The sequence below is a fragment of the Variovorax ginsengisoli genome (genome assembly GCF_030486595.1).
Classification (GTDB): domain Bacteria; phylum Pseudomonadota; class Gammaproteobacteria; order Burkholderiales; family Burkholderiaceae_C; genus Variovorax; species Variovorax ginsengisoli_B.
In genome coordinates this window covers 49,666-71,093 of record NZ_JAUJZH010000036.1, presented here as the reverse complement: position 1 = coordinate 71,093, position 21,428 = coordinate 49,666, and the positions used below count along the sequence as shown (strand labels likewise).

Annotated in this window: 5 protein-coding genes; 2 read left to right on the top strand and 3 right to left on the bottom strand. The window is 62.7% G+C overall.

What is annotated here, in order from left to right; translation table 11 throughout:
- Positions 1-89 precede the first annotated feature (89 nt).
- Entirely contained in the window at positions 90-551 is a 462-nt protein-coding gene (locus QZH52_RS33535) for a hypothetical protein (protein ID WP_301815494.1), read from the bottom strand.
- Between the two features lie 359 nt (positions 552-910).
- On the opposite strand from QZH52_RS33535, the gene QZH52_RS33530 reads away from it, so the two are divergent.
- Both QZH52_RS33530 and QZH52_RS33525 read left to right on the top strand, forming a co-directional pair.
- A complete protein-coding gene (locus QZH52_RS33530) occupies positions 911-1,039 on the top strand; it encodes a hypothetical protein (protein WP_301815493.1) in 129 nt (42 codons plus the stop codon).
- Positions 1,040-1,241: 202 nt separating this feature from the next.
- Positions 1,242-1,787: an RNA 2'-phosphotransferase gene (locus QZH52_RS33525; protein ID WP_301815491.1), complete on the top strand. Its 546-nt coding sequence runs from the start codon at positions 1,242-1,244 to the stop codon at positions 1,785-1,787.
- Between the two features lie 25 nt (positions 1,788-1,812).
- Here QZH52_RS33525 and QZH52_RS33520 read toward each other — a convergent pair whose 3' ends face one another.
- Complete coding sequence (locus QZH52_RS33520; protein WP_301815489.1) at positions 1,813-2,217, bottom strand: hypothetical protein; 405 nt, start codon at positions 2,215-2,217, stop codon at positions 1,813-1,815.
- Between the two features lies 1 nt (position 2,218).
- Positions 2,219-21,091 carry an Ig-like domain repeat protein gene (locus QZH52_RS33515; protein ID WP_301815488.1) on the bottom strand — a complete coding sequence of 6,291 codons (18,873 nt, stop codon included), beginning with the start codon at positions 21,089-21,091 and terminating at the stop codon, positions 2,219-2,221.
- Between the last annotated feature and the right edge of the window lie 337 nt (positions 21,092-21,428).

Sequence of the window (21,428 nt, the reverse complement as noted above, 5' to 3'; positions counted from 1 at the left end):
CGGAGTACCCCGAAATCGGTCACGTTCAGCCCGGAATCACCGGTCACGTTCGCCCGGAATCCTCGGTCACGTTCGCCCGGAATGGTCGGTCACGATGCTCCGGAATACCCATTGACCTTCCCTCCGCGTACGACTTGCCCGACTAGGCTGCCCCCAACGCCTGTCACCAGGCTCTTGCCAAGGTTGAAGTCAACGCCGGGCTGCCCCGGGTAGTAGCCCATCGCTGCGTTCAAGCCCTGCGCTACGCCGCCGCTCACAGCAGAGGCAGCGACCGACTTCCAGGAGAAGCGCGATTGCAAGCCAGTTACGACTGCGATGCCTTGGCTGGCGACACTGCTCACACCGGCGCGAATTGCACCTTTGAAGAATGCGTTGCTGGTATCTGGCAGGACACCAGAGGCCCCCAGCCCACCGGCCACTGCACCACCAATGGCGCCCAGCGCCACACCCGTCCAGCTGAACGAATCCTGCGTACCGATGGCCATGCCCACGGCTTGGCTGGCAACCGAGCCGGCCGCGCCGCCGATGGCTCCTGCGACCGCCAGCGGCACTCGCCGTCCCCACGGTCGCACCCATCGCTGCCAACGCCGCGCCACCCGTATAGACGGCCACGACCACCGCAATCACTGCCACTTGAGTGGCGTCCTCTGCGCCGTCGTAGCCATGGGCCCCGCACGCGAGCACGGGCGCGGGCTGGCGAGGCATGAGGACGGTCTGCACGAGCCGCGCATTGTGCCCCGCGCGCACGCGGTCGCGGTTTGGTGGGCGCAGGGCCTGCAGCTCCGGCGGCCAAGACGAAGTCGATGGGGCCGCCAGGGCCGGGTTTTTGCGGCGAACCAACAACTTGTTGTTCAACCTGCGGTACAACCTAAGAATCAACCCACGCCACACCCCGAGCGAGGAAGCACCCATGACCATCCTGCAAATCACCTTGCCCGACGCGCTGGCCCGGCGCGCACGCAGCGAAGTCTTGTTCACCGATGGTGTCTCCAGCGGCTGCTGGAAGAGGCCATGCGCCGCCAGGCCGGACGCCGGCTGATGCAAGTGGCCGAACGCCTGCACGCCGCCAGCATCGAGCCCCATGACCGAAGAAGAGATCGACGCCGAGCTCCGGGCCGCACGCACCGAGCGACGCGCCCGTCAGGGCGAGCAGAGCCCCAAGCCGCCGCACCGCACGCAGTTAAGTCACGTGAGGCTATCCTTTTCCTAGCAGCTAGCAACCACGCGCGGACGCGAAGAGCATGAGCAACAAGCAACTTTCAGAGACGAGCAAATTTCTAAGCTACATCCTGCGACATGAACCACAGTCGATCGGCCTGTCATTGGACACGGAAGGGTGGGCACGCGTCGATGCATTGATCGAGGCCGCTGTGAAGCATGAGCGAGCGTTGGATCGGGCATTGATCGAGCAGGTGGTGACCACCAGCGAGAAGAAGCGGTTTGCTCTTTCCGCCGATGGCGCAAGCATCCGTGCAGTCCAAGGGCACTCGACTGACAGCGTGGCGATCAGCTTCGAGGAGAAGGTGCCACCGGCCGTGCTCTATCACGGCACGGCCACGCGGTTTATGGAGTCGATCCGCGCGCAAGGACTGTTGCCGGGCTCGCGGCAGTACGTGCACCTTTCGACGGATGTGCAGACGGCCATCAACGTCGGCCAGCGCCATGGCAAACCCGTGGTTCTCACCATCGCGTCGGGCTTCATGCACACACAGGGCTTTTCGTTCCTTCGAGCAGAGAACGGCGTATGGCTCACCGCCAGCGTGCCGTCGGCCTTTATCGCGCCCTGAAGTCAACGCAAGCGAGACTCCCCTCTCATCCAGGCATCTCGAAGACACCAGAGAAGTCATTGAACAGCGGGCTTCCCCACTTGGTCTCGTAGCGCAATGGGAACATCGCCTCGTAGTGCAACTTGCCTGACAGCCCGCTCGCAGCCAGGAATTCTTCGGCCTGCTCGCGCGATAGGTCGGATAAGTTCTTGTTGAAGTGATAGATCCGTTCGTTTCCAAACAGCCCAATCGAGAACACGTTTTCAACGCCCACTATGTAGCCTTCAAACACGTTGCCTGCTGGGGTTGTGAACTCTGCGCGCAAGCTCAGATCTCGAACGCGTCCTGGCAAATCGGCTTCTCCCCGAACTGGGAAGTAGCCGTCAGCATCTTCGTCATAGCGCCAGAGGGGGAATTCCATAAAGTCTGACGGTGTCAAATAATCTTTCATTTCAGTTCCTCAACTGCACGCCATTAATCAAACCCTGGTCGCGCATCAGCATCTGCGCGGCCGTGCGCCCTGAGGTGGGAGTGATCACGATGTTCCATCCTTCACCTCGTATTGGATCAAAACGATCAAAGAAGCGGGCAGAGACCCCGGGATCTTTCAGGCTGACGACTTGAATCGGGACGTTCCTGGCTTCTGCGGTATTAAAAGCAACCAGCCTTCGGTTGTCGATAGAGAATGGTTTTCCTTCGTGCATCACCACTTGAAGCGGGCTGCCCACTTGATCGGCGCTCACCCTGCCTGCGCGCAGGTCAGAAACCAAACTGTCAATTGTGCCGATCGACCTGCCAGCTCGATCAACGAAGTTGGGTGACGCATCCGACTGAGTGAAGCGCAATTGCCTTGGGTCAGCGCGATAAAAACCCGGCGCAACTGACTCGCCGCGAGCGAAGTCTACAAATGTACCCTCGAGCGCCGTTCGAGTCCCGCTACGCAAGGTAGACGCGGCTCCAACTCCAGCCGTACCGGTATTGAGGACCTGCGCACCCACATTTGCCCAATCTCGGTTCGGCGCCCCAAGTGCTCCGACGAGCCCGATGCCAGGAGCATTGCGCACAGCACCGACGATGCCCGCCCCCACCGTGCCCGCAACGCCGTTTTGCTGAACACTCTGAACTAGTGCGCTGCGGGGCTGGTACGGAATAGGCCGGCCTGTCAGTACGCTGCGTTGCGGCGCGATGGCGTTGCTCGCATAGCCTATCGCATCACGTGCAAGGTTGCCAACACCAACAGCAGCGCGAGGCACGGCAAGCCATGCATCAAGCGCGGCCCCGCCCACACCCTTGGCAAATCGACCTGCCGGGTTGAACGCAAAGAACGCCTCGCTGTCGCTCAGCGGCTGGATCGAATCCCCAGGACGCGAGATCGGTGCAGGGCTAGCCGCTTCCGCCACATTGATCTGCGTGGCCCAAGCTTCTCCATCGCTATTGATGTAGCCACCCACGTTGCCTGGCGAGGTCGGCGACTCGAACCCCGAGGTCATCCGAACGGCACCCGCGCCGCTGGCATTCAGGTTTGATGTCGCTTGCGCCTGAGTTGCAAGCCAAGCAGCCTTACCAGAAGCAGCCGCCGAACTCGACGCGCCCCTGCCTTGACTGTCCATGCCGCCGAGGAAAGCCTTGGCTCCAGCGATCTCACTATCAAGGTCTCCTCCGAGGCGCAGACTGTCTGGGCTGGTCCCGGTGAATCCTGGCCCTGCAGCGAGTTGCACGCCTGGGTACCTTGCATTCGAGTCTGCGAGACCTAAGTCTGCGCGCAGCTGATCGGCCGTGGTCGCCGACATATCCGCACGGAGGCCCGCAGACCCATAGCCCGGACCATCGGCGAAGAGTCCCATGATGCGGGACCTTTCACCGGCGCTCGCCGGCGCGGGGATGCTGCTGTTGGCTGCCGCCAACTTATCCCCGAGGATGTTCCCGAACGCGTCAGCAGCTACAGCAGCGCCATTGATTTTGCCGCCGCGCGCTGCTTGCGCCACGAGACTGCCTCCGAGACCTGAGGCCAAGCTCTTGCCGAAGTCGAACTGGACTCCGATCTGGCCAGGGTAGTAACCCATCGCCGCATTCAGCCCCTGGCTCACGCCCGCGCTGAGCGCAGATGCCGCGACAGAACTCCAGCTGAAGCTCGACTGCAATCCAGTAGCTACTGCTACGCCCTGCGTGAGCGCGTTGCCCACGGCGCGCTGAACCACTCGGTTGCCGACGTCGCTGGCCGCACCGCCCAAGGGAGTTGTTCCGGAGAGGCCGCCAGCGATGCCGCCGCCGACCGCTGCCAGCGCGACCTGCTTCCAGCTGAAGCCGTCCTGCACGCCGATGGCATTTCCGACGGCTTGGCTCGCAACCGACCCCAGGGCTGCCGAGACGACGCCGCCTGCCACCGGGCCCAGCGCGCCGATGGCGGGAATCGCATATGGCGCGACGACCGCCACGACGACAGCCACCACTGCCACGATGACCTGCCCCACCCCGCCACACCCACCCTTGTCCTGCGGCATCGCCAGCATGGTGGGCGTGTCATTGGCGATCCTGCTCGGGTCGTAGGGCTTGAAGGTGTCGGCGTTGTTGGCGTTGCTGACGGCCGGCGGCAGGCGCAGCACCTGGCCGGTCATGAGGTCGGCGTCGCTAGTCAAGCCGTTGGCCTCGGCGATCAGGTACCACAGCCCAGCGTTGCCATAGTTCGATTTGGCGATGCCGCTCAGCGTGTCGCCGTTCTGCACTACGTGGGTACCCGCGCTCCCCGCTGGGTACTGGCTGTTGATGCCCTGGTACCCGAAGCTGAAATCGGCCTCTTGCCCGTAGGTGAGGAGCGTGTAGTTCGGAATTCCAAAGGCATCTAACGGCATCCGCCCCGTCGCGACCTCGCCATAGCGCCCTAGTACTTCACCATTGACCACCAATTGGCGCTGGGCTTGGCTTTCATTGTTGTTGCTGGTGTCGCGGTAATAGGCGTACAGCACATTTCCCGCAGCGTCGCTGATGAAGTTGTGTTCGCTGTTCGCTGGGTTCTGTTCAAAGACATTTTTCGTCCAGTCCAAATCGCCGTTGGCATCGTAGTGATGGTCAAGGATGCCACCGCTCTTGTTACTCGCAGTGCCCACCAGGCGAGGATTGAGCCCGTTGGCGTCCACGGCCAGCGCTCCCTGGGCGTTCCGAGTGGTGCTCTGCTCGTTCACATAGCGGTCGCCGGTGGCAACCACCGCATTCGAGGTGTAGCTGCTCTGGTTCTGCCGCGCATCCACATATAACGTGCTGGTGACATTGCCGACGCCATCGTAGTAGTAGTTCGTGCCCGTTGAGGGGAACAGAAAGTCGGGCCGCCATTGTTCCTGATGCACCAGGCGGCCGTTGTCGTCGTACTGATTGACACGACGGTCAGCTTCCGTGCCGCTCTGCACGACACGGCTTGCGTTGTCATAGACACGATGGTCGGTCTCGACTTCGCCCTTCCAGATCCGTTCGAGCCGGTTGAGCGTGTCGTACTTGACGATTTCCTCTCCATCCTGAGACCTGTCGCGCGTGCGATTGCCGTTGCGGTCATACCCGAGGCTGTGACCGTCCGCGCCAAGGGTGCCTTGCGCATCGACGGCGTCGACCACGATCTGGCGATTCATTTTGTCGTACTGGTAGTACCGGTCGCTGTAGTGCCCTGCGAGGTCATCGACCGCTGTTCGAATGCGCGTTCGGTTGCCCAGAAGGTCGTAGTCGATCGTGATGGTGGCGCGTGTATCGCTCACCCATCGCATGCGCCCGAGCGCGTCATAGGCGATGTGGTTGTCTTGGTACACCACGCCACCCTGCACGGTGGTCTCTCGAATGCGGCGCCCCGAGAGGTCATAGCGGTAGGTGGAGGTCCTACCAACTGCAAAGTCATTCTCGCGTAGGAGCTGCCCCGCCGCGTCGTACTCGAAAGACTGGTCCTGCAGGTGGTCCTCGCCCTTCCAGCTGCTCTGCTCGATGAGTTGGCGGGCGTTGTCATAGGTATACCGATGGGTGGCGCCGCCTATGTCCTTATGCCCGGTGAGCTGACCAAAATAGTCGTAGGTCCATGCCGCCTCGCTGCCTTTGGCATCTTTCTCGTAAATCTTGCGATTGAGGGCGTCGTAGGCGGCCTCCGTGGCCTGACCCATCGCCAGCGTGGTGCGCACCAGGTTGCCGCGCAGGTCGTAGGCGTAGCGGATGGTTTCGCTTTCGCCGTTGGTGGTGCTCACCAAGCGCCCGACTTCGTCCCAGCGCTGGAACTCGGAGATGACCCGCCCTGCCCCATCGTCGCGCGTAGTGCGGATCAGGCGGTCGAGCTTGTCGTAGAGATAGCCCGTGCTCGCACCGCTGTGGGACTGGTTCGCCACCGCATCGACGGTGCGCACCCTGTTGCCGAAGGCGTCGTACGAGTGAATGACCTCACCTTCGTCGGCATGAATCTCCCGCACCAGATTGCCACCGGCGTCCCACTCCTGGCCATTGACATGCCCGAGGGCATCAATGACCGCCACTTGGCGGCCCAGCGCGTCGTAGTTGATTCGGGTTGTGGCGGCGTTGGGATTGCCGGCACCGGCGTTGCCGTCCGAATCCGTCTGCACCTGCTCGACGACCTGATTGTTGGCGTTGTAGCGGTAGGTGGTCTTCCACGCGACCGAGCGAGGATCCGTAATGCTCAATACGTTGCCCCAACGGTCGACGTTCTGGACGACAACCGGGCGCTGGTAGCCATTCACGCCGTCGACGCCGGCCGATTCCCCAATTTGTAGGCGGCCGGATGCAGGATTCTGACTTTGGGCGTAAGGGCCCGGATAGGTCACGCCCCAGCCGTATGCCGTAGGGGTCCCTGGGATCGTGTAATCCGGCGTGCCGGGAGTGCCCGGTGCTCCCGGGGAGTAAGGCAGTGGGGTCACCTCCATCGTCACCCGGCGGTCGCTATGGACGGTGACCCGGGCCTTCCAAAGCTGCGTGGCGGCCGCGCCCCAGGGCTGGATCAGGGAATGAGCTTGGGAGGGGTAGTAACCATAGATGACGTCATACTCACCAGGACTAGGGCCATAGTTGTCAATCAGGCTGATCTGGTCGAAGGACGCGTACCAGAACCCATCCAAACCGAGGGTGGTGTTGAAGAGGCCCGACGGGTAGGGGTAGCTTGTCGATTGAATTACAGGAAGGGCGAAGCCGGCGGGAGCGGGCGGGAGGCGCAAGTAGAAGGATTCGCGAACGATCTGCTCACCCGTTTGCGGGTCGGCGAATGGAGCCATCACCGATCCGAGCGTGATACCGCCGATCGGCGGGACGCCGACAGCGGGTGTTGCGGGTGTGCCCGGTGTCCCCTGCACGAATTGGTCGGGGGTGCCGGGCACCTTTTGAACGACACCGTTCGCGTGGGCATAGGGGCCAGGATCTCCCGGATGGGTCCACAGCAACTCGTACTCGTACGTGCCGCCGGCCAACCCCGCCAGACTCATGGTGCTCCAGGCGTTGCCCGCCGGATGGCCGATGGCTTGATCGGTCCAAGGCCCCGCCGAACCGGCCACCCGCGTGCGGATGACCTGAATATCGCCGCCAGCCGGGCCCTGCCACTCCAAGGTTTGGCTGCTGGAATTCACGCCTGCCACGCCGATGTTGAGCAACGACTGGGGCGCAACCGTCCATACGCCGCTTGCAGTGACGGTCTCCTGCAACGGAGACCCGGCCTCCTCGTTCGGAGCGGTGGTTAGGACTCGGTAGTCGTAGTTGTTCGTCGCCAGATTCGTCAGGTCGACCCGTAGCCCCGAGCCGAAGTCGATCGACGGCAAGACGGTCCACGCCCCACTGCTGCCCGCCAAGCGGTACTCCAGCCGCGATGACGGCAGCACGCCTCCGGTCGAGGTGACGTATTGGGATGCGTCGGGCAAGGCGACGAAGGCGCTGCGGCCCACTTCGCCAAAAGACTTCTGATCCACCACGGACGCCCAAGCCCCGTGAATATCCTTCTTTTCGATGCTTACGCTCATGACGCGCTTCACGCCGCCATGGGGGTCGGAGGCGCTATCCGTCCAACTCACGTTCATGTCGCTGGCGGTGGCATCAAAGATCTGGCTGCGTTGCCTCACTGGCCCATCGTTCCCAGCCGCATCCCGGGATACATAGCTGATGGTCACGCGCACTTCCCCGCTACCCAGTCCTGATAGCGAGTTCCAGCCAACGTGCACGGAGTTGGTTCCGACCCAGCCCGCCGAGCCAGGGGTCGCGCTGGATACAAGGCCGCCACTGAGAACGTCGTTGCTCACATCGACGCCTCCTTGCACCTCGCGTCGTTCGGGCAGCGCTTGGCTGACGACGCGACCCAGCAAGTCGTAGCTTGTATCGGTGCGGCGGACATTGGCGAGCCCGGCTACCTGTTCAGCTGCCTGGATGTGGTCCCTATCCAGGTTCAGATCCTCGCGGCCCGCTCCTGCGCTGGTGATTTCGGCGGTCTGGCGACCCAATGCGTCATACAGGGCCACTTTGTCCACGCCACCGCCGGCGTTGGTACGCCACATGCGTCCGGCGACGTCGTAGTCGAAGTACTCGCCCTCCTGGCCGTTGACGCGCTTTCCGATCAGTTCGCCGAAGCCGTTGTAGCTCATCTCGGAATCGACCAACGAGCCGACGCTGCCGTCGCCAGGATCAACAACGTGGGTCTGGTGGCCCAGCGCATCGTAGCCGTAGGCGCGGTAGGTGGTGCGCACGCTGCTCTGCTCGGCCTCCGTATGAGCCGGGATGTAGGGTGGCGTGCTGTCCTCGACGCTGAGGTCCGTGCCGGTGCTGGGGATGGTCAGTGTGCCGACGGCATGCGCCACCACGTTCCCCGATGCGTCCTTGAAGACGATCCGGTAGTCATAGACGCCTTGGACCCCCGTGAGGTCGGCATAGCCCAGCGTGCTCGTGACTTCCACGCCCGGCGCCCAGCCGTTCGGCTGGCCTTGCACCGACAGCGTGACCTCGGCTGTGGTGCCCGGCGCAGGCAGGGTCCACCACAGGGCGGGGGTCGGGATCATCTCCACTTCGCCCGGGCTGGCGCCGGTCGCATGCGGGATGTCAAGGATGCCGGCTCCAACGCCCATGATGTGCGGCGTTCCCTGGGCCGCGACCGGGACCTGGGGTTGCGGCGCGCCTTCGATGTTCAACACCTGATCGGTCTGCCACTCCTTCGCCAGCAGCCCTTGGGCGTTGTACGAGCTGTAGTGGTTGACGCCCATCGCATCGGTGCTTTGCACGACGTGACCAAGCGCGTCAAACTGCGCGTAGCTCGTGCGGTCCGAACGCATCACGCTGGCGGGGTCGACCTGCGGGGTGTACGTGACGGTACCAGCCAGGAACAGGTTGTCTCTAGCGCTGAAATCGAGATTGGCAAAGTGCAGCAGTGACGTGTCGAAAGATCCATTCGCGCTTTCCGAGATCCACCCGACCACTCCGTCACCACCATGACGGGTGTCAATCTGCCAGTTCAAGAAGCCCAGGCGGATCAACTCCCCTGGGTCCGAGACGAGTGTGGTGTCTCCGAACGCGTTGTACAAGCGCACGACACTGCGGGTCCCGGCCGCCTGTGTTGCCCCCAGATACCCGGCGATGCCATCATCGAGCCATCCTTCGGTCTGACGGGCGAGGCGGTCCGCTTCTGACGACGTGAAGAGATGCTGGGCACCCTTCACCATGCGATACAACGGCTTCCCCCCCTCGAAAGCCGTATCGGACACATACCCCAAGAGCGGAGTCGTGCCGTCCAGACTCCAGCCACTGGGCAGCGCCGCGATCTCGGGGTTGGTCACGGTCACAGGCTGTTGCGCGGGCGGCACCGCCACGGGATTCAGCGGCATGCCTTCCCGCCCTGCCTCAAATGACGCACCGTTCACGTATTCGGTCTGCATCACCACGTTGCCATAGGCATCGCGGTAGAACACGGTCAACGGGGCAAGAAAAGCACCGCTTTCTGTACTGGCGCGAGTCGGCTCGACAACGGCCCTCACTCGGCCCAGCGCGTCGTAGTAGCTGTACGTCGTTCCGTCCAGCGCGTCCGTTGTGAGCGTGAGATTGCCCAGCGCGTCATACTCGTATGTGGTCGTCAGATCAGTTCGAGTCGCCGGGGCGCCCGAAGCCGTCCCGACCTCGACGTTGAAGCGCTTGTCGCTCAGCTTTCGGCCGCCCGCGTCGTACTTGCTGGCGGTGTGTCGGTCGTTGTCCGCGTCTTGAGAGGGCAACGGCACGCTGCCATCCCCGTTGGCCAGGCCGGTCCAGCCCATCAGGTTGCGGGTGACACCCTCCCCGCTCGCCGGCTTTGCATATTCGATGCGATCCGTCAGATTGCCCGCGGCGTCGAACGCCTGGGTGGTCACGTAGCCCTTCGCATCGATCGTTGCGATCTGCTGGTTTCGCTTGTCGTAGACGTTGCGCGTCACGATCCAGCTGTCGGTGCTCTTGAACTGCGCGACCTGGACCAAGTTCCCGAACACGTCATATGTATTGCGCGTCGCCTTGGCACGCATCCCGCCACCACCGGCGAGATCGGGATCGAAAGTGAAGACGCTCGCCTCAGTGACTTCGATCGCGCGGCCGAGTCGATCGAAGCGGCTCGAGATGGTGCGGTCGTTCGAATGGTCGAGCGCGTTGACGACCGCGGCCACCTGTGTGATGTCAAGCGGATTGGGCCACGGAGCAGCCAGGCCACTGAGCTGCCCGTATCGCGTCAGCGTCGTCGCGTTGCCGAAGGCATCTCGATCGTATCCCGTGACATAGCCCAGCGCGTCGACCTCATACGCCACCCGGCCGACGCGGTCATAGGTCTTGTAGCTGATGTTGTCGCCGACGTCCATATTGGCGATGGCGTTTCCAAAGGCATCGTAGCGGGTCTCGGTCGTGAGCGCCCGTAGCTGCTCGACGCGCACGGCAGGGCCGTCCACTCCATTTGTCGTCAGACTGTCCGCAGCGGGGTCGTAAACGCCAGCCGTCGGGTACTGAACCCGGACCTGTCTCCCGAGCTGGTCATAGGCGTACTTCGTGACGCGCTGCTCCGGCCTTCCAGCAGCTTCCGTCCGGCTGGTGAGGTTGCCGAAAGCGTCGTAGGCCATGCGGGTGACGACGTTGCCGAGGCCGCTGCTGCCGGCGTCGACCTGCAGTCGGCCATCTCCGCCGACATCAACGGTCGTGAGTTCGACCTGGGGCGAGGTCTCCTGGATCATCCTCCCCTGACGATCGTGGGCATAGGTCCAGACCGCGCCGGCGACGTTCGTGAAGCTGAGCTTGTTGCCCAGCGCATCGAAGGTCCACGCCTCGGTGCCATTCATGGCATCCGTGTGCGACAGCACGCGACCGGCAAGATCGAAGGTGAAGGCCTCGGTCCGGTCTGCGGGGTCGGGGCTCACGGCGTCTTCGATGTCGGCCAGCGTGTTGGGCGTGGACGCCGGTATCGCGAGTGCGAACCGGTGCGTTCCAACGATGCGTCCGAACGTGTCGTAGTCGTTGCGGCTTGCGTAGCCCAGGGGATCAATTGTGTACACCGACTGACCTGCGGCATCAAAGGCCTGTCGCGTCACGCGGTCGTTGCTTGGGTCCTGGACCAGGCGTGCGCGCAGTTCGTTGGCGCTGGCCGTGCTGCTCAGGCCGAAAGTGCCTGCGGTACGGGCGTACTCACGAGTTTCAGTCACCAGCCCCAGGCCGTCGTAGAGTCTCTCGGTCGCGGCGCCCAGGGCGTCGATAGTTAGCACGAGCCGTTGGGCCTGGTCGAAGCCGAAATGCTCGATACGATCGTTCGCCGCGCTCGCGACAACGAGATTGCGCAACTGCCCGTCCTGGTACGACGTAGCCTCATCGGGAGGTGTCAGCGGATTGGAATAGGCAATCTTCTGGGTCTCGTTGCCGAAGGCATCGAAGACGCTGCGGCTCACTCCTCCCAAGGCGTCGACGGTGAAGGTACGCCTGCCTGCGCTGTCGTGCGCGAAGACCGTGATGCGATCGGTGGCCGCGTCGGGTTGCAGCCGGGAAAGCACGTCTGCCTCGCTCAGCGGCGGAAAGTAGCCGTTCTCCTGTTGGGCAAAGCTATACACGTCCAGCATATTGGCGTACTGCACCGCCCGTACGGCACGCCCCGTGCCGTCATAGTCGGTACGGGCGACGGCCCCCGTTCCATCCACGCTCCAACTCAGGCGCCCCGCGGCGTCGTACACCATGGACTGGACCTGGTCGACTTCGGGCCGATAGACAAGATAAGCGAAGACCTCATCGATGTCGATCCTGTCCAAGTTGCCCAGCTCCCAGGAATGGATCACCTTTCGCACCAGGTTTCCAGCGCCGTCGTAGTCGTAGGACGTGACCAACTGCGGTCCAGGGCCTTCGTGCCCAACGTTCAGTATGTCTGTCTCGCTGAGTTGGTAGCGAAGGCGACCGGCAGCGTCGTATAAGTAGGACGTGACGCGGTCCTGCGGACTCATCCACGCAGTTTCCGGCTCAGCACCGTATGCGATGGCTCCGGCAAACTGACGCAGTTGCGTGACATTGCCGTTGGCGTCATATGTCGTGAGGGTGACCGCACCGGTGCCGTCAACGCGCCAGATGGCGCGGCCGGCCGCGTCGTACTTTTGGCGAACGCTGATGTCACGCGCGTCGTCGGCCAGGACGACCGGCTCGCTACGGCCATCCCACGCCGCCAGCGTCACAGCATCCAGGCCATTGGCGTAGGCGCGCGTTTCGACCACGTTGCCGTTGGCGTCGCGGACCATTTGGGAGACGCTCCCCAAAGCATCGACTGTCCATACTGCCCGGTTGGCGTTGTCGTAGACGGTGCGCACCCGCATGTCTCGTGAGGCGTCGACAGTCACCGTCGGTGCATTCGCACCGTCCCAACTGCTGAGCGCGGCGCTCGTCAATGCGTTCGCGAAAGCCTTGGTTTCAACCAGATTCCCGTTCGCGTCGTAGGTGTAGTTGGTGACGGCGCCGGCACCGTCGACCTGCCAAGTGAGCCGGTTGAGCTCGTCATAGACGCGCCGAACGCGCTCATCGCGCGTCGCGTCGGCCGTGATCGGGGGGGCGTCGGCCGGGTTCCAACTGGCAAGGTCGATGCGGTTGGCGTACGCGCGCTGCTCGACGAGGTTGCTGGCCGCATCGTATTCGTACTCGACGACGGCGCCGGTACCGTCGATCAGGAAGCGCAGGCGGTCAGCGTCGTCGTAGCGGCGAATCTCCTTGACGTCGGCCCCTGGGGTCGCAACCACGAGTGCCTCGATGTCTGCGCGTGCCACGGCGTCTGGGAGACCAGTGGTGTCGATGGGCACCGAGTAGGCGGTGCGCCCGATCATGCGCCCCCCGCGGTCGTAGAACTGCTGGACTACATTGCCCAACGGATCCAAGGTGTAGACGAGCCTGTTGACTTCGTCGTAGGCATAGCGCGTGGCGTTGCCATTGCCATCGATGGAACGCGTGACGTTGTCGGCAGCGTCGTACTCGTATGCGCGCGTCAGGTTGAGTCCGTCCGGATCGACCTGTTCCAGGATGCGACGGCCTGCTCCGTCATAGGTGTACTGAGTGACCTCGTGGTTGGCATCGGTCACGCGAAGGACTTGGCCCGTGACATCGTGGACGTAGGTGGTCACGAGGTTCAGGCCCGTTGGATCGACCGTCCGGCGCAGCACCTGCCCGCCAAGGTCGAACTCAATCGTCGTGACAATGTCGCGCGCGTCGGTCGTGCTTACCGCCTGACCCTTGGCGTCGTAGTCGTAGGAGGTGATGAGGTTGAGGCCCGTCGCATCGACCGTTTGCGTCAGCAATCGGTTGGCCGCGTCGTAGGTGTAGTCGGTCGTGACGCCGTTGGCATCGGTGCTCTGGAGCAGCAGGCCGGCATCATCGTAGACGTTGGTTGTGGATGTCAGCGCCGTCGAAGTCTGCAGCAGATTTCCGCTCTTGTCGTAGCTATAGCTTGTCGTGTTGTCGCGCCCGTCGGTCACACTCGACGTCTGCCCGTGTCGGTTGTGCACGGTCGTGCTCGCTCCCCCCGGCGCGAATACAGTGACGCTGCGATTGGCGGTGTCGTAGAGATAGAACGTGTCCGCGAAAGTATTCGAATCGCGGTGGGTGTAGATGCGACCAAACGCGTCGTAGGTCGTGTAGTTGGCGTAGAAGGACGGGTCCTCGGTCCAGACGACTCGTCCCAGCCGATCATGCAGTATCTGACTGCGATTGCCGTTGCCATCAAAGGTCCGGTAGACGCGCCGAAAGGCATCGTAGTCTTGCCGTTCCCTGATCGCGAGCGTCGCGGTATCCCTAACGCTTTCTGTCTTCAGGCCGCGTCGATCGTAGGTTGCCGTATCGGTGACGACGTACCCGTCGGTGCGCGTGTAACTGCTGGCGATGGCCTCTCTGAAGGCGTTGTACGAATAGGTCGTGGTGGAGCCCAGCGGATTGACCGTGCTTGCGAGCGTGCCTGTTGCGTTGTACGCGTTGGAGACGACCGAATCCAGTGTGTCATCGGCCACGGCATCCAGTGCCGACTCCAATGCGGTGGTATCCAGTCCGCCGGGCTGCGTACCGCCAAGGATCGAAACGTCGACGGTCGAACCGTAAGTGATCTGCTCCAAAAGCTGCCCCTGAGCGCTGTAGCGGCTCTCCGTCACCTCACCCAGGGCATTGACGGTATAGCGCAGGCGACCTATGGCGTCGTAAAAGAACAGGGTCCGATGACCATTCGCGTCCGTGGTGCTCGTGCGGCGGCCCGCAGCGTCGTAGGTATGGGTGAAGCCGTTCTCAGCCCAGAGGCTCAGGGGGTCCGCTGCGCCGGCCGCCTCGCTGCCGCGTCCATCGAGTTCGCCCTGCAGGCGGCCCTGAAGGTCATAACGGTACTTGTGCGTCTGCTCATCCGTCGTGCCGACGGCGACCGTCGTCTGGATGAGTCGACCGACGCTGTCATAGCGGAACTCCGTGACCGTGCCCTCGACGTTGGTGCGGCTCACGAGCAGATTGGCCGCACTCCAGACCTGAGAGACCACCTGCGACTCAGAATTCAACGGTCGCAGGCTCTCCACAGTCGCATTCCGGGGATCGGCGTTGACCGGCTTGGCGTACCGCGTAGTCTGGGTGACGTTTCCACGAAGGTCATAGACGGTCTCGGTAAGGTAGCCTTCCCCATCGACCTGACCGACGAGTCGTCCTCGCGCGTCATAGATGTTGAATGTGTGAACGTCCTCGCCCCACCGGAGAGGCCGGATGCTGGCCAAGTCGTAGTTGGATCGTGCAGCGTTGATAGCAACTGTGCGCAGGACCTCACTATCGAAGTTCACTCGGTCCGAGTACTGGATCGTTTCGACCACTTCCCCTGCAGCATTGCGAACAATCTCCGTCAGATAGCCCTCGGCATCCAAGATGCCTTGCACGTTCCCATTTCGGTCATAGAGCGTGGTCGCTTCCCTGTCATGTTCAGCATCTAGCGAAGCGAGCACGGTCGTCTTTGGTGCGCCTGCGACCTCAAGTTCGAACTCGAGAGTCGAGCTCCCATTGTTCTCGTCACCCGTGTAGGCCACAGAAATCGTTCTGTGGCCTGCCGGCAATCGAATACCCGATAGCGTCGCCATGCCATCGACGACGGCGACAGTACCGAGGATTCGAGTGCCATCGTAGAAGGTGACCATACCCTCGCCGCCCATCACTTGGACTGTGAGACTGTCATCTCGAGTGATGAGTCCCGGCGTCCTGTTTAGGATGACGGAGCCCTTCCTGTCAACATAAAGGTATAGAACGCCCTCAGAGGGCGCATTGTCGGAATCGCCTGGGTACACCGCTCGGATGTTCCAGTGCATGCCCGGTGTCAGGCCCGTTAGACTAAGCCGCGCCTTCCCATTGATGATCGGTGCCTCTGCAAGAAAGACCTGATCGTCGTAGAACTGGACGCTTCCGCTGACAGGTCCCCACGTAGCGACGCTTGCGAGCAACTCCAAGTTCTCCCCGAAAGCGGCGTCGCCGGAGGAGCTTACTTGCGTGGTGGTGTAGAAGGGCTCGGAATCGACATCCTGCTGCACCTCGTAGGAGAATGAGGCACTGTTGAAATCGTCGCCATCGTAGACGGCGTAGATTCTGGAAGAGCCGGCTGGCAGCGATATGGAAAGCACGGCCTTCCCATCCACGATCGGCGCCGTTCCGATCACCAGGTCATCGCTGTAGAAGGTGACCAGGCCGGTTGGCGCAGGTGTCAGTGCCGCCACGTTCGAGTCGTCGTGAGGCGGGCTTCTCAGGACGTTCGCCGTCAAAGTCGTAGGGGAACCGCCCTCGTAGCTGCGTCCCGACGACTCGAGGACCACCTTGGTCGTGGCGGCGCCCACGTTGACGTCCGACCGCTCAAGAACTTGCCCCGCGAAGTTGGCGTCCCCCGAATAGACGACCGTCAAATGTCTCGATCCCAGCGAGTCGAATCGCATGCTCAACCAGATCTCGGCGTCGAGATCTGTCTTCCAGTAGCTTCCAATGAGCCGGTCGCCGTCAAAAAACAAGAATGATCCCGTCAGGCTGGAAGCATTGCCGGCGGAACTGAGCCCGTAGTAGGTTTGTGTTCCGACCGTGGCGAAATAGCTCCACCCCCATGACAGCGCCGGATTCTGGCTTCCCGTGCTGTAGAGAGGCGCCACCGCCGCGCCGGGTGTGACGGTGATGGTCGCGGCCAGCGTTGTGGCGCTGGTGGCATTGGTGGCGTTTCCGGAATAGGTCGCCTGGATGGAATGGACCCCGACTTGCAGGTTGTTGACATCCAACGTCGCTACGCCGTTGATCACGGGCGCCATCCCAAGCACCGTCTTGCCGCTGGCGAACGTGACCATGCCATTGGCATCCACGTCCGCTCCACTGACCGCGGCGGTGAGCGTCACTGTGTCAGAGGTGCTGGCGGTGGATGCCGACGCCGTGAGCACGGTGGTCGATTCGCTCTTTGCAACGAACAGTGGCTCGGCAAGCACTTCCTGCATCGGCGTGAAACGACCTGCCCCGCTGTACACAGCGCTCACGGTCGTATCGCCTGGCGGGAGATCGGAGACCTCGATGGTCGCGGTACCGTCGACCATATCCGCAGCGCCAAGCAGCGCTCCGGTGTTGTAGGAATAGAACTTGACGGTCCCGCCTGTGACGCCTTCTGCGATCGTGGCGGTCAGCCGTATCGGCACGCCATAGTTCGAGAACGTGGCCGACGACTTGCTCACGCTCAGGAAGGTGGTGATGTCCTGTGAGTGTTCGCGCACGAGCGCGAACGCCCTTGCTTCGCTCGACTGGGCGTATGCATCTCCAGAGTAGACCGCCGTGATCATCTCTGCCCCGTTCGGCATCTCGTCGATCGACAGCGTCGCGACGCCGTCGATCACTTGCGAGGTTCCGACAATGGTGTCGCCCAGGTAGAACGTGACAACGCCGGTAGGAAGGGGACGGTCGGGCCATCCGTAGCCAGGATCGAAGCTCGCGGAAGGGTTGACGAACGCGGTCAGCTTGTACGGGGGCGCGTACGCGACGTAGGGGTAGGCTTGATCGACCCGGAGCTCCAGCGACGTGCGCGCCGGCGCGACCTCGAGGTCGACGATCGGACTTTCAACGCTCTGGAAATTGGCGTCGCCCGAGTAGACAACCTGGATGGTGTGCTGCCCCGGCGCAAGACCGGGCACGTACCCATAGGAATCCGACCACCATTCAACCGGCTTGCTGCCAATCAGCACACCGTCCACAAAATAGCTGAAGGTGCCTGTCAGATCGGCGTCCCACCCGATTCGAGGGTCGAATGGCTCTCCGGCCGTGGCGACCTGGCGGGAGATCCAGACGTTGGATGTCCCCGTACCGGTCGTATGAAGGGGCGCTGCGGTCCCCGATCCGGCCGCGACTGAGACGCCAATCGTCTGCGGCGTCGCGCTGCTGAGATTCTCGTCATCTCCCGCGTAGCTCGCCTGCAGGGCAGTAAGCCCCTGCGGAAGGTTGTTGACGGCAAGGGTTGCGTAGCCATCGACCACGGTGGCCGTGCCCAGAACGGTCGTGCCGTTCAGGAATGTCACGACGCCGTCCGGCATGCTACCGGCCACCTGGGCCACCAGCACGAAGGTGTCGTCTTGGGTTCCGGACGCCGGGGAGACACTCAAAGAAGTCGCGCTCGTCCACCGCGGCCTCATCCAGATGTAACCCGTGTCGCTTGCGCGGTTGTCAGTCTCGCCCAAATACTGAACACTCAGCAGCCCATCCAAGCTTCCGAACGGAACTTGAAGGACCGCATTGCCGCCACTCAGCTGGACGCTTCCGATGAGCGTATCCCCACTGTAGAACTCCACGGTCCCATTCGGCGGCGTCGAGGTGGTTCCCATCCGGGTGCGTACGTTGGCGGAAATGACAACGTCCGAACCTGAGTAGCTAACTTTCGCGGTGGTGTCGGTCCCATTGGGGGTGACCTGGATCGAGCCCCAGGCGCCCAACACCGGGCTGTACAGCTCATCGCCCACGTAGTCCACGAAGACCATGTTGAAGCCGAGAGGGAAGTCGATCCCCCTCAACACCGCGGCGCCATCGACAAGCGTTGCCTCGCCCAGGAAGGTGTCTCCGTTGTAAAACTTGACCTGTCCGGTGGGCCTCGGATAGCCGTCGCGTCCTTCGAACCGGACCCCGACAATTCCTTCCTCCCAAAGTTCCTTGTATCCGTTACCCTCAGTGACCGTGACTTCGGGCTGGACCTTGTGCACGATCTGCACCGACGAGGAGATACTGGCGGGTCGCACTCCATCACCTGAGTACGCCGCTCGCACCTGGTGCGTTCCCAAGGGCATGGCGGGCGCGACGAGTTCGGCCCTGCCATTCACCACGACAGCGCTTCCAATCGGGACGTCGCCCTCGAAGAAAGTGACCACACCACTGGCCCCTTCGCCATCGGCGAGCTCGGCGATCAGCGTGTCGGAACCGTCCTGGCTCGGCAGCATCGTGATGCCCCCGACCGACTCGGGGTCGATCAGCAGTTCGATGTTCGCGCCATTGCCCAGGGCCTCGACGTCCACGGGCCGGGCCTGCTGCTTGATCGAGAGGATGCGCGAGGCGCCGTCATACGTGGTCTTTGTGACGTAGCCCGCGCCGTCCACCTGCCAGGTAAGCCGGTTGGCGGTGTCATAGAAGCGCCAGACTTTCTGATCGTCCGGGCCGGACTCGGGGCGAAGCAACTCAAGCCCGACTCCCTGCCCGGAAGCCTTCCAGGCGGTCGTCGGCTGGCCCGAGCCATCGATCAGAAGGCTCGTGTCGATTCGAGCGGTATAGGCCACCGTCTGACGCAACTGGTCATTGGCGTTGTAGACGTACTCGGTCAATGCGCCGGTGGCATCGATGTCGGCCACTTTACGGCCGGCTTCGTCGTACAACTGCCAGGCGCGTGCTCCTGTGGGATCCTGGGTCATCAGCAGGTTGCCGTCGGCGTCGTAGAAGTACGACGTCGTCCCGAGGACGCCGGTACCGACACTGGTCTGAGTGACGCTGACCAGCCGCCCCGCATGATCGAACGCAGAGACTGTGCTCAGTCCGTTCGCCAGGGTGACCGTGGTGCGACCATTGACATCGTCGTAGGCGGTGATCGTGACACTGGCCGTGGTGCCGTCCAGTGATGGCCCGCTGGTCGATGTGAGGCGACCCAAACCATCGTAGACATACTGGGTCGTTCCGCCGTCCACGCCGGCTTCGATTCTCTGGACCAAGCGACCATGGGAATCGTAAACGTACTGCGTGACTGCCGCGCCCGCAGTGTTGCCAATGCCATTGCTGGCAACGGATGCATAGGAGGTGCTCGTGGCCAGTTCGCCGCGCCCATCGTAGGTGTAGTCGATGCGCTGGGTGAGCTTGAGGTCCTGCGCCGCGCTCCACGTCAGCATGTCCGAGACCGTCGGAACGGCCGACTGGGCGAGCGCCGTTGTATCGAACAGGGAGCCTTGGTACTCGATCGCGCTCGTGCGCAGCCCGTAGCTGTCGTAGCGATACTCCGTTACGTTGCCTTGCGCACCGACGGCGAAGCGCAGTTGTCGTGGGTTGGAGGCCGAATAGACGTATCTTGCGGTCTCGGGAAGTGCCGCGTCCTTGCTGAAAATGCCCGCGCTGACGGCGGCGTTGGCATAGATAGTGTCCGTCAGCAACTGATTCTGGAAGCCGTATGTCCGGACACGGGTGTTCCCGAAAGCATCGACTTCCGTCAAGAGGTTGCCCGAAGCGTCGTATTCGAACCGGACCTTGTTGTCCTCGCCGTCGACTATTTGAACAACATTGCCATCGCTGTCATAGGTGTAGTTGACCAGGGAAACGCCCAGCGCGTTCGTGTCGGTCACGCCGACGCGCATCTGCCCCAATCGGCCTTCTGCGTCGGAGTAGTAGACTGATTTCGCACCCAGCGCGTCCGTCACCGTCGTGATCGGGTTCCCATTTCTAGACTTGGTGTAGCCGAACCTCGTGACGGCTCCGAGCGCGTCCGTGACGCTTTGCACCTTGTAGACACCGTTGACCTGGACATACTCAAAACTCAGGTTCGTGCCGTCGGTCTGCGTCACACTGGCGACGCGCTTGCTTGCGCCGTCATAGGTGTAGGTTGTGACATAGGTCTTGCCGTCAGCAACGCTGTTGTCGGCCGGTGTCAGGTCGACCACCACGCTGGAGAGTCTGTTGCTCCCGTCGTAGGTATAGTGCACGGCCGTGAGCGTGTTGCCGCCCGCATCGACCGTACGGATCTTCGCAAGGTTGGTGCCGGTGTAGTCATACCACGTGACTTCGCCGTTGGCGCTGGTTGCGCTCTGGACAGTGCCATTCGCGTTGTACGCGTAGGTGACCGTGTTGCCGTTGGGGTCGCTCACGTTCAGCAGTCGACCTTGCCCGGTGGCCTGATAGCGCTCGACCAGTCCCGTGTCGCCGTCGGTCCAGACGAACTGAGAAGCGCCTTCGTCGTAGGCGATGGTGTCCATGGCACCGGCGCCTGCCAGGCTGGTATAGCGACTGGTGGCCGTGTCCCAGATGTACACGGCCTGGGCACCATCGCGATCGGTACGCGTCAGCGTGCTGCCAGGGGTGGCAGCCGTGCCACTCAGCTGCAGGCGCTGGCCGAAGGCGCCGACGGCCCAGTTGTCTCCGTTGTCGTCCGTCATCAGCCCTTGGCTGTTGTACGTCCGCACGTTCGCGATGTCCGGGCCCCGACCCTGGAGGCTGTCGTCAAAGTCCTGCAGCACGAGATTGCCGGTCGCGATGTTGACGAAGGACTGCTCGCCGCTGCGCCCCTGGCCGGCCGTTCCGATGACGCCGCGTTGACCCAGGGTGGTCAGGGAGGTCAAGCTCAGACCCAGGCTGTTGCCGCTGACGATTGCTACCATTTCGTGTCCGCCTCTTCGGTTGGTGCGAACCGCCAACGTTGGCTTTGCCCGGTATCCCCCCGCTCTCAGGGGACGTTCAGGACCCAGGGACGTCCCTGGAGTTCGCCGATCCGACTTCAATCGGGTACCGGCGCACGGTTCTGGTCAACATATCCAGCGATCTCCGAAAGTGTTTAGCCAATCCCTTCGACTCATGTGGGTATTTGCTAAACAATTCCCTCCCAGAGCGGATATGTTGGTCTGCCTTCGAGGCAATGCGTTCGCGCGACGCTGGGACAACGGCCCCGCCGCTCGGGCCTCGCGTTGTCCGCCTCCTGGGGCTTCAGCGCCCATCGAG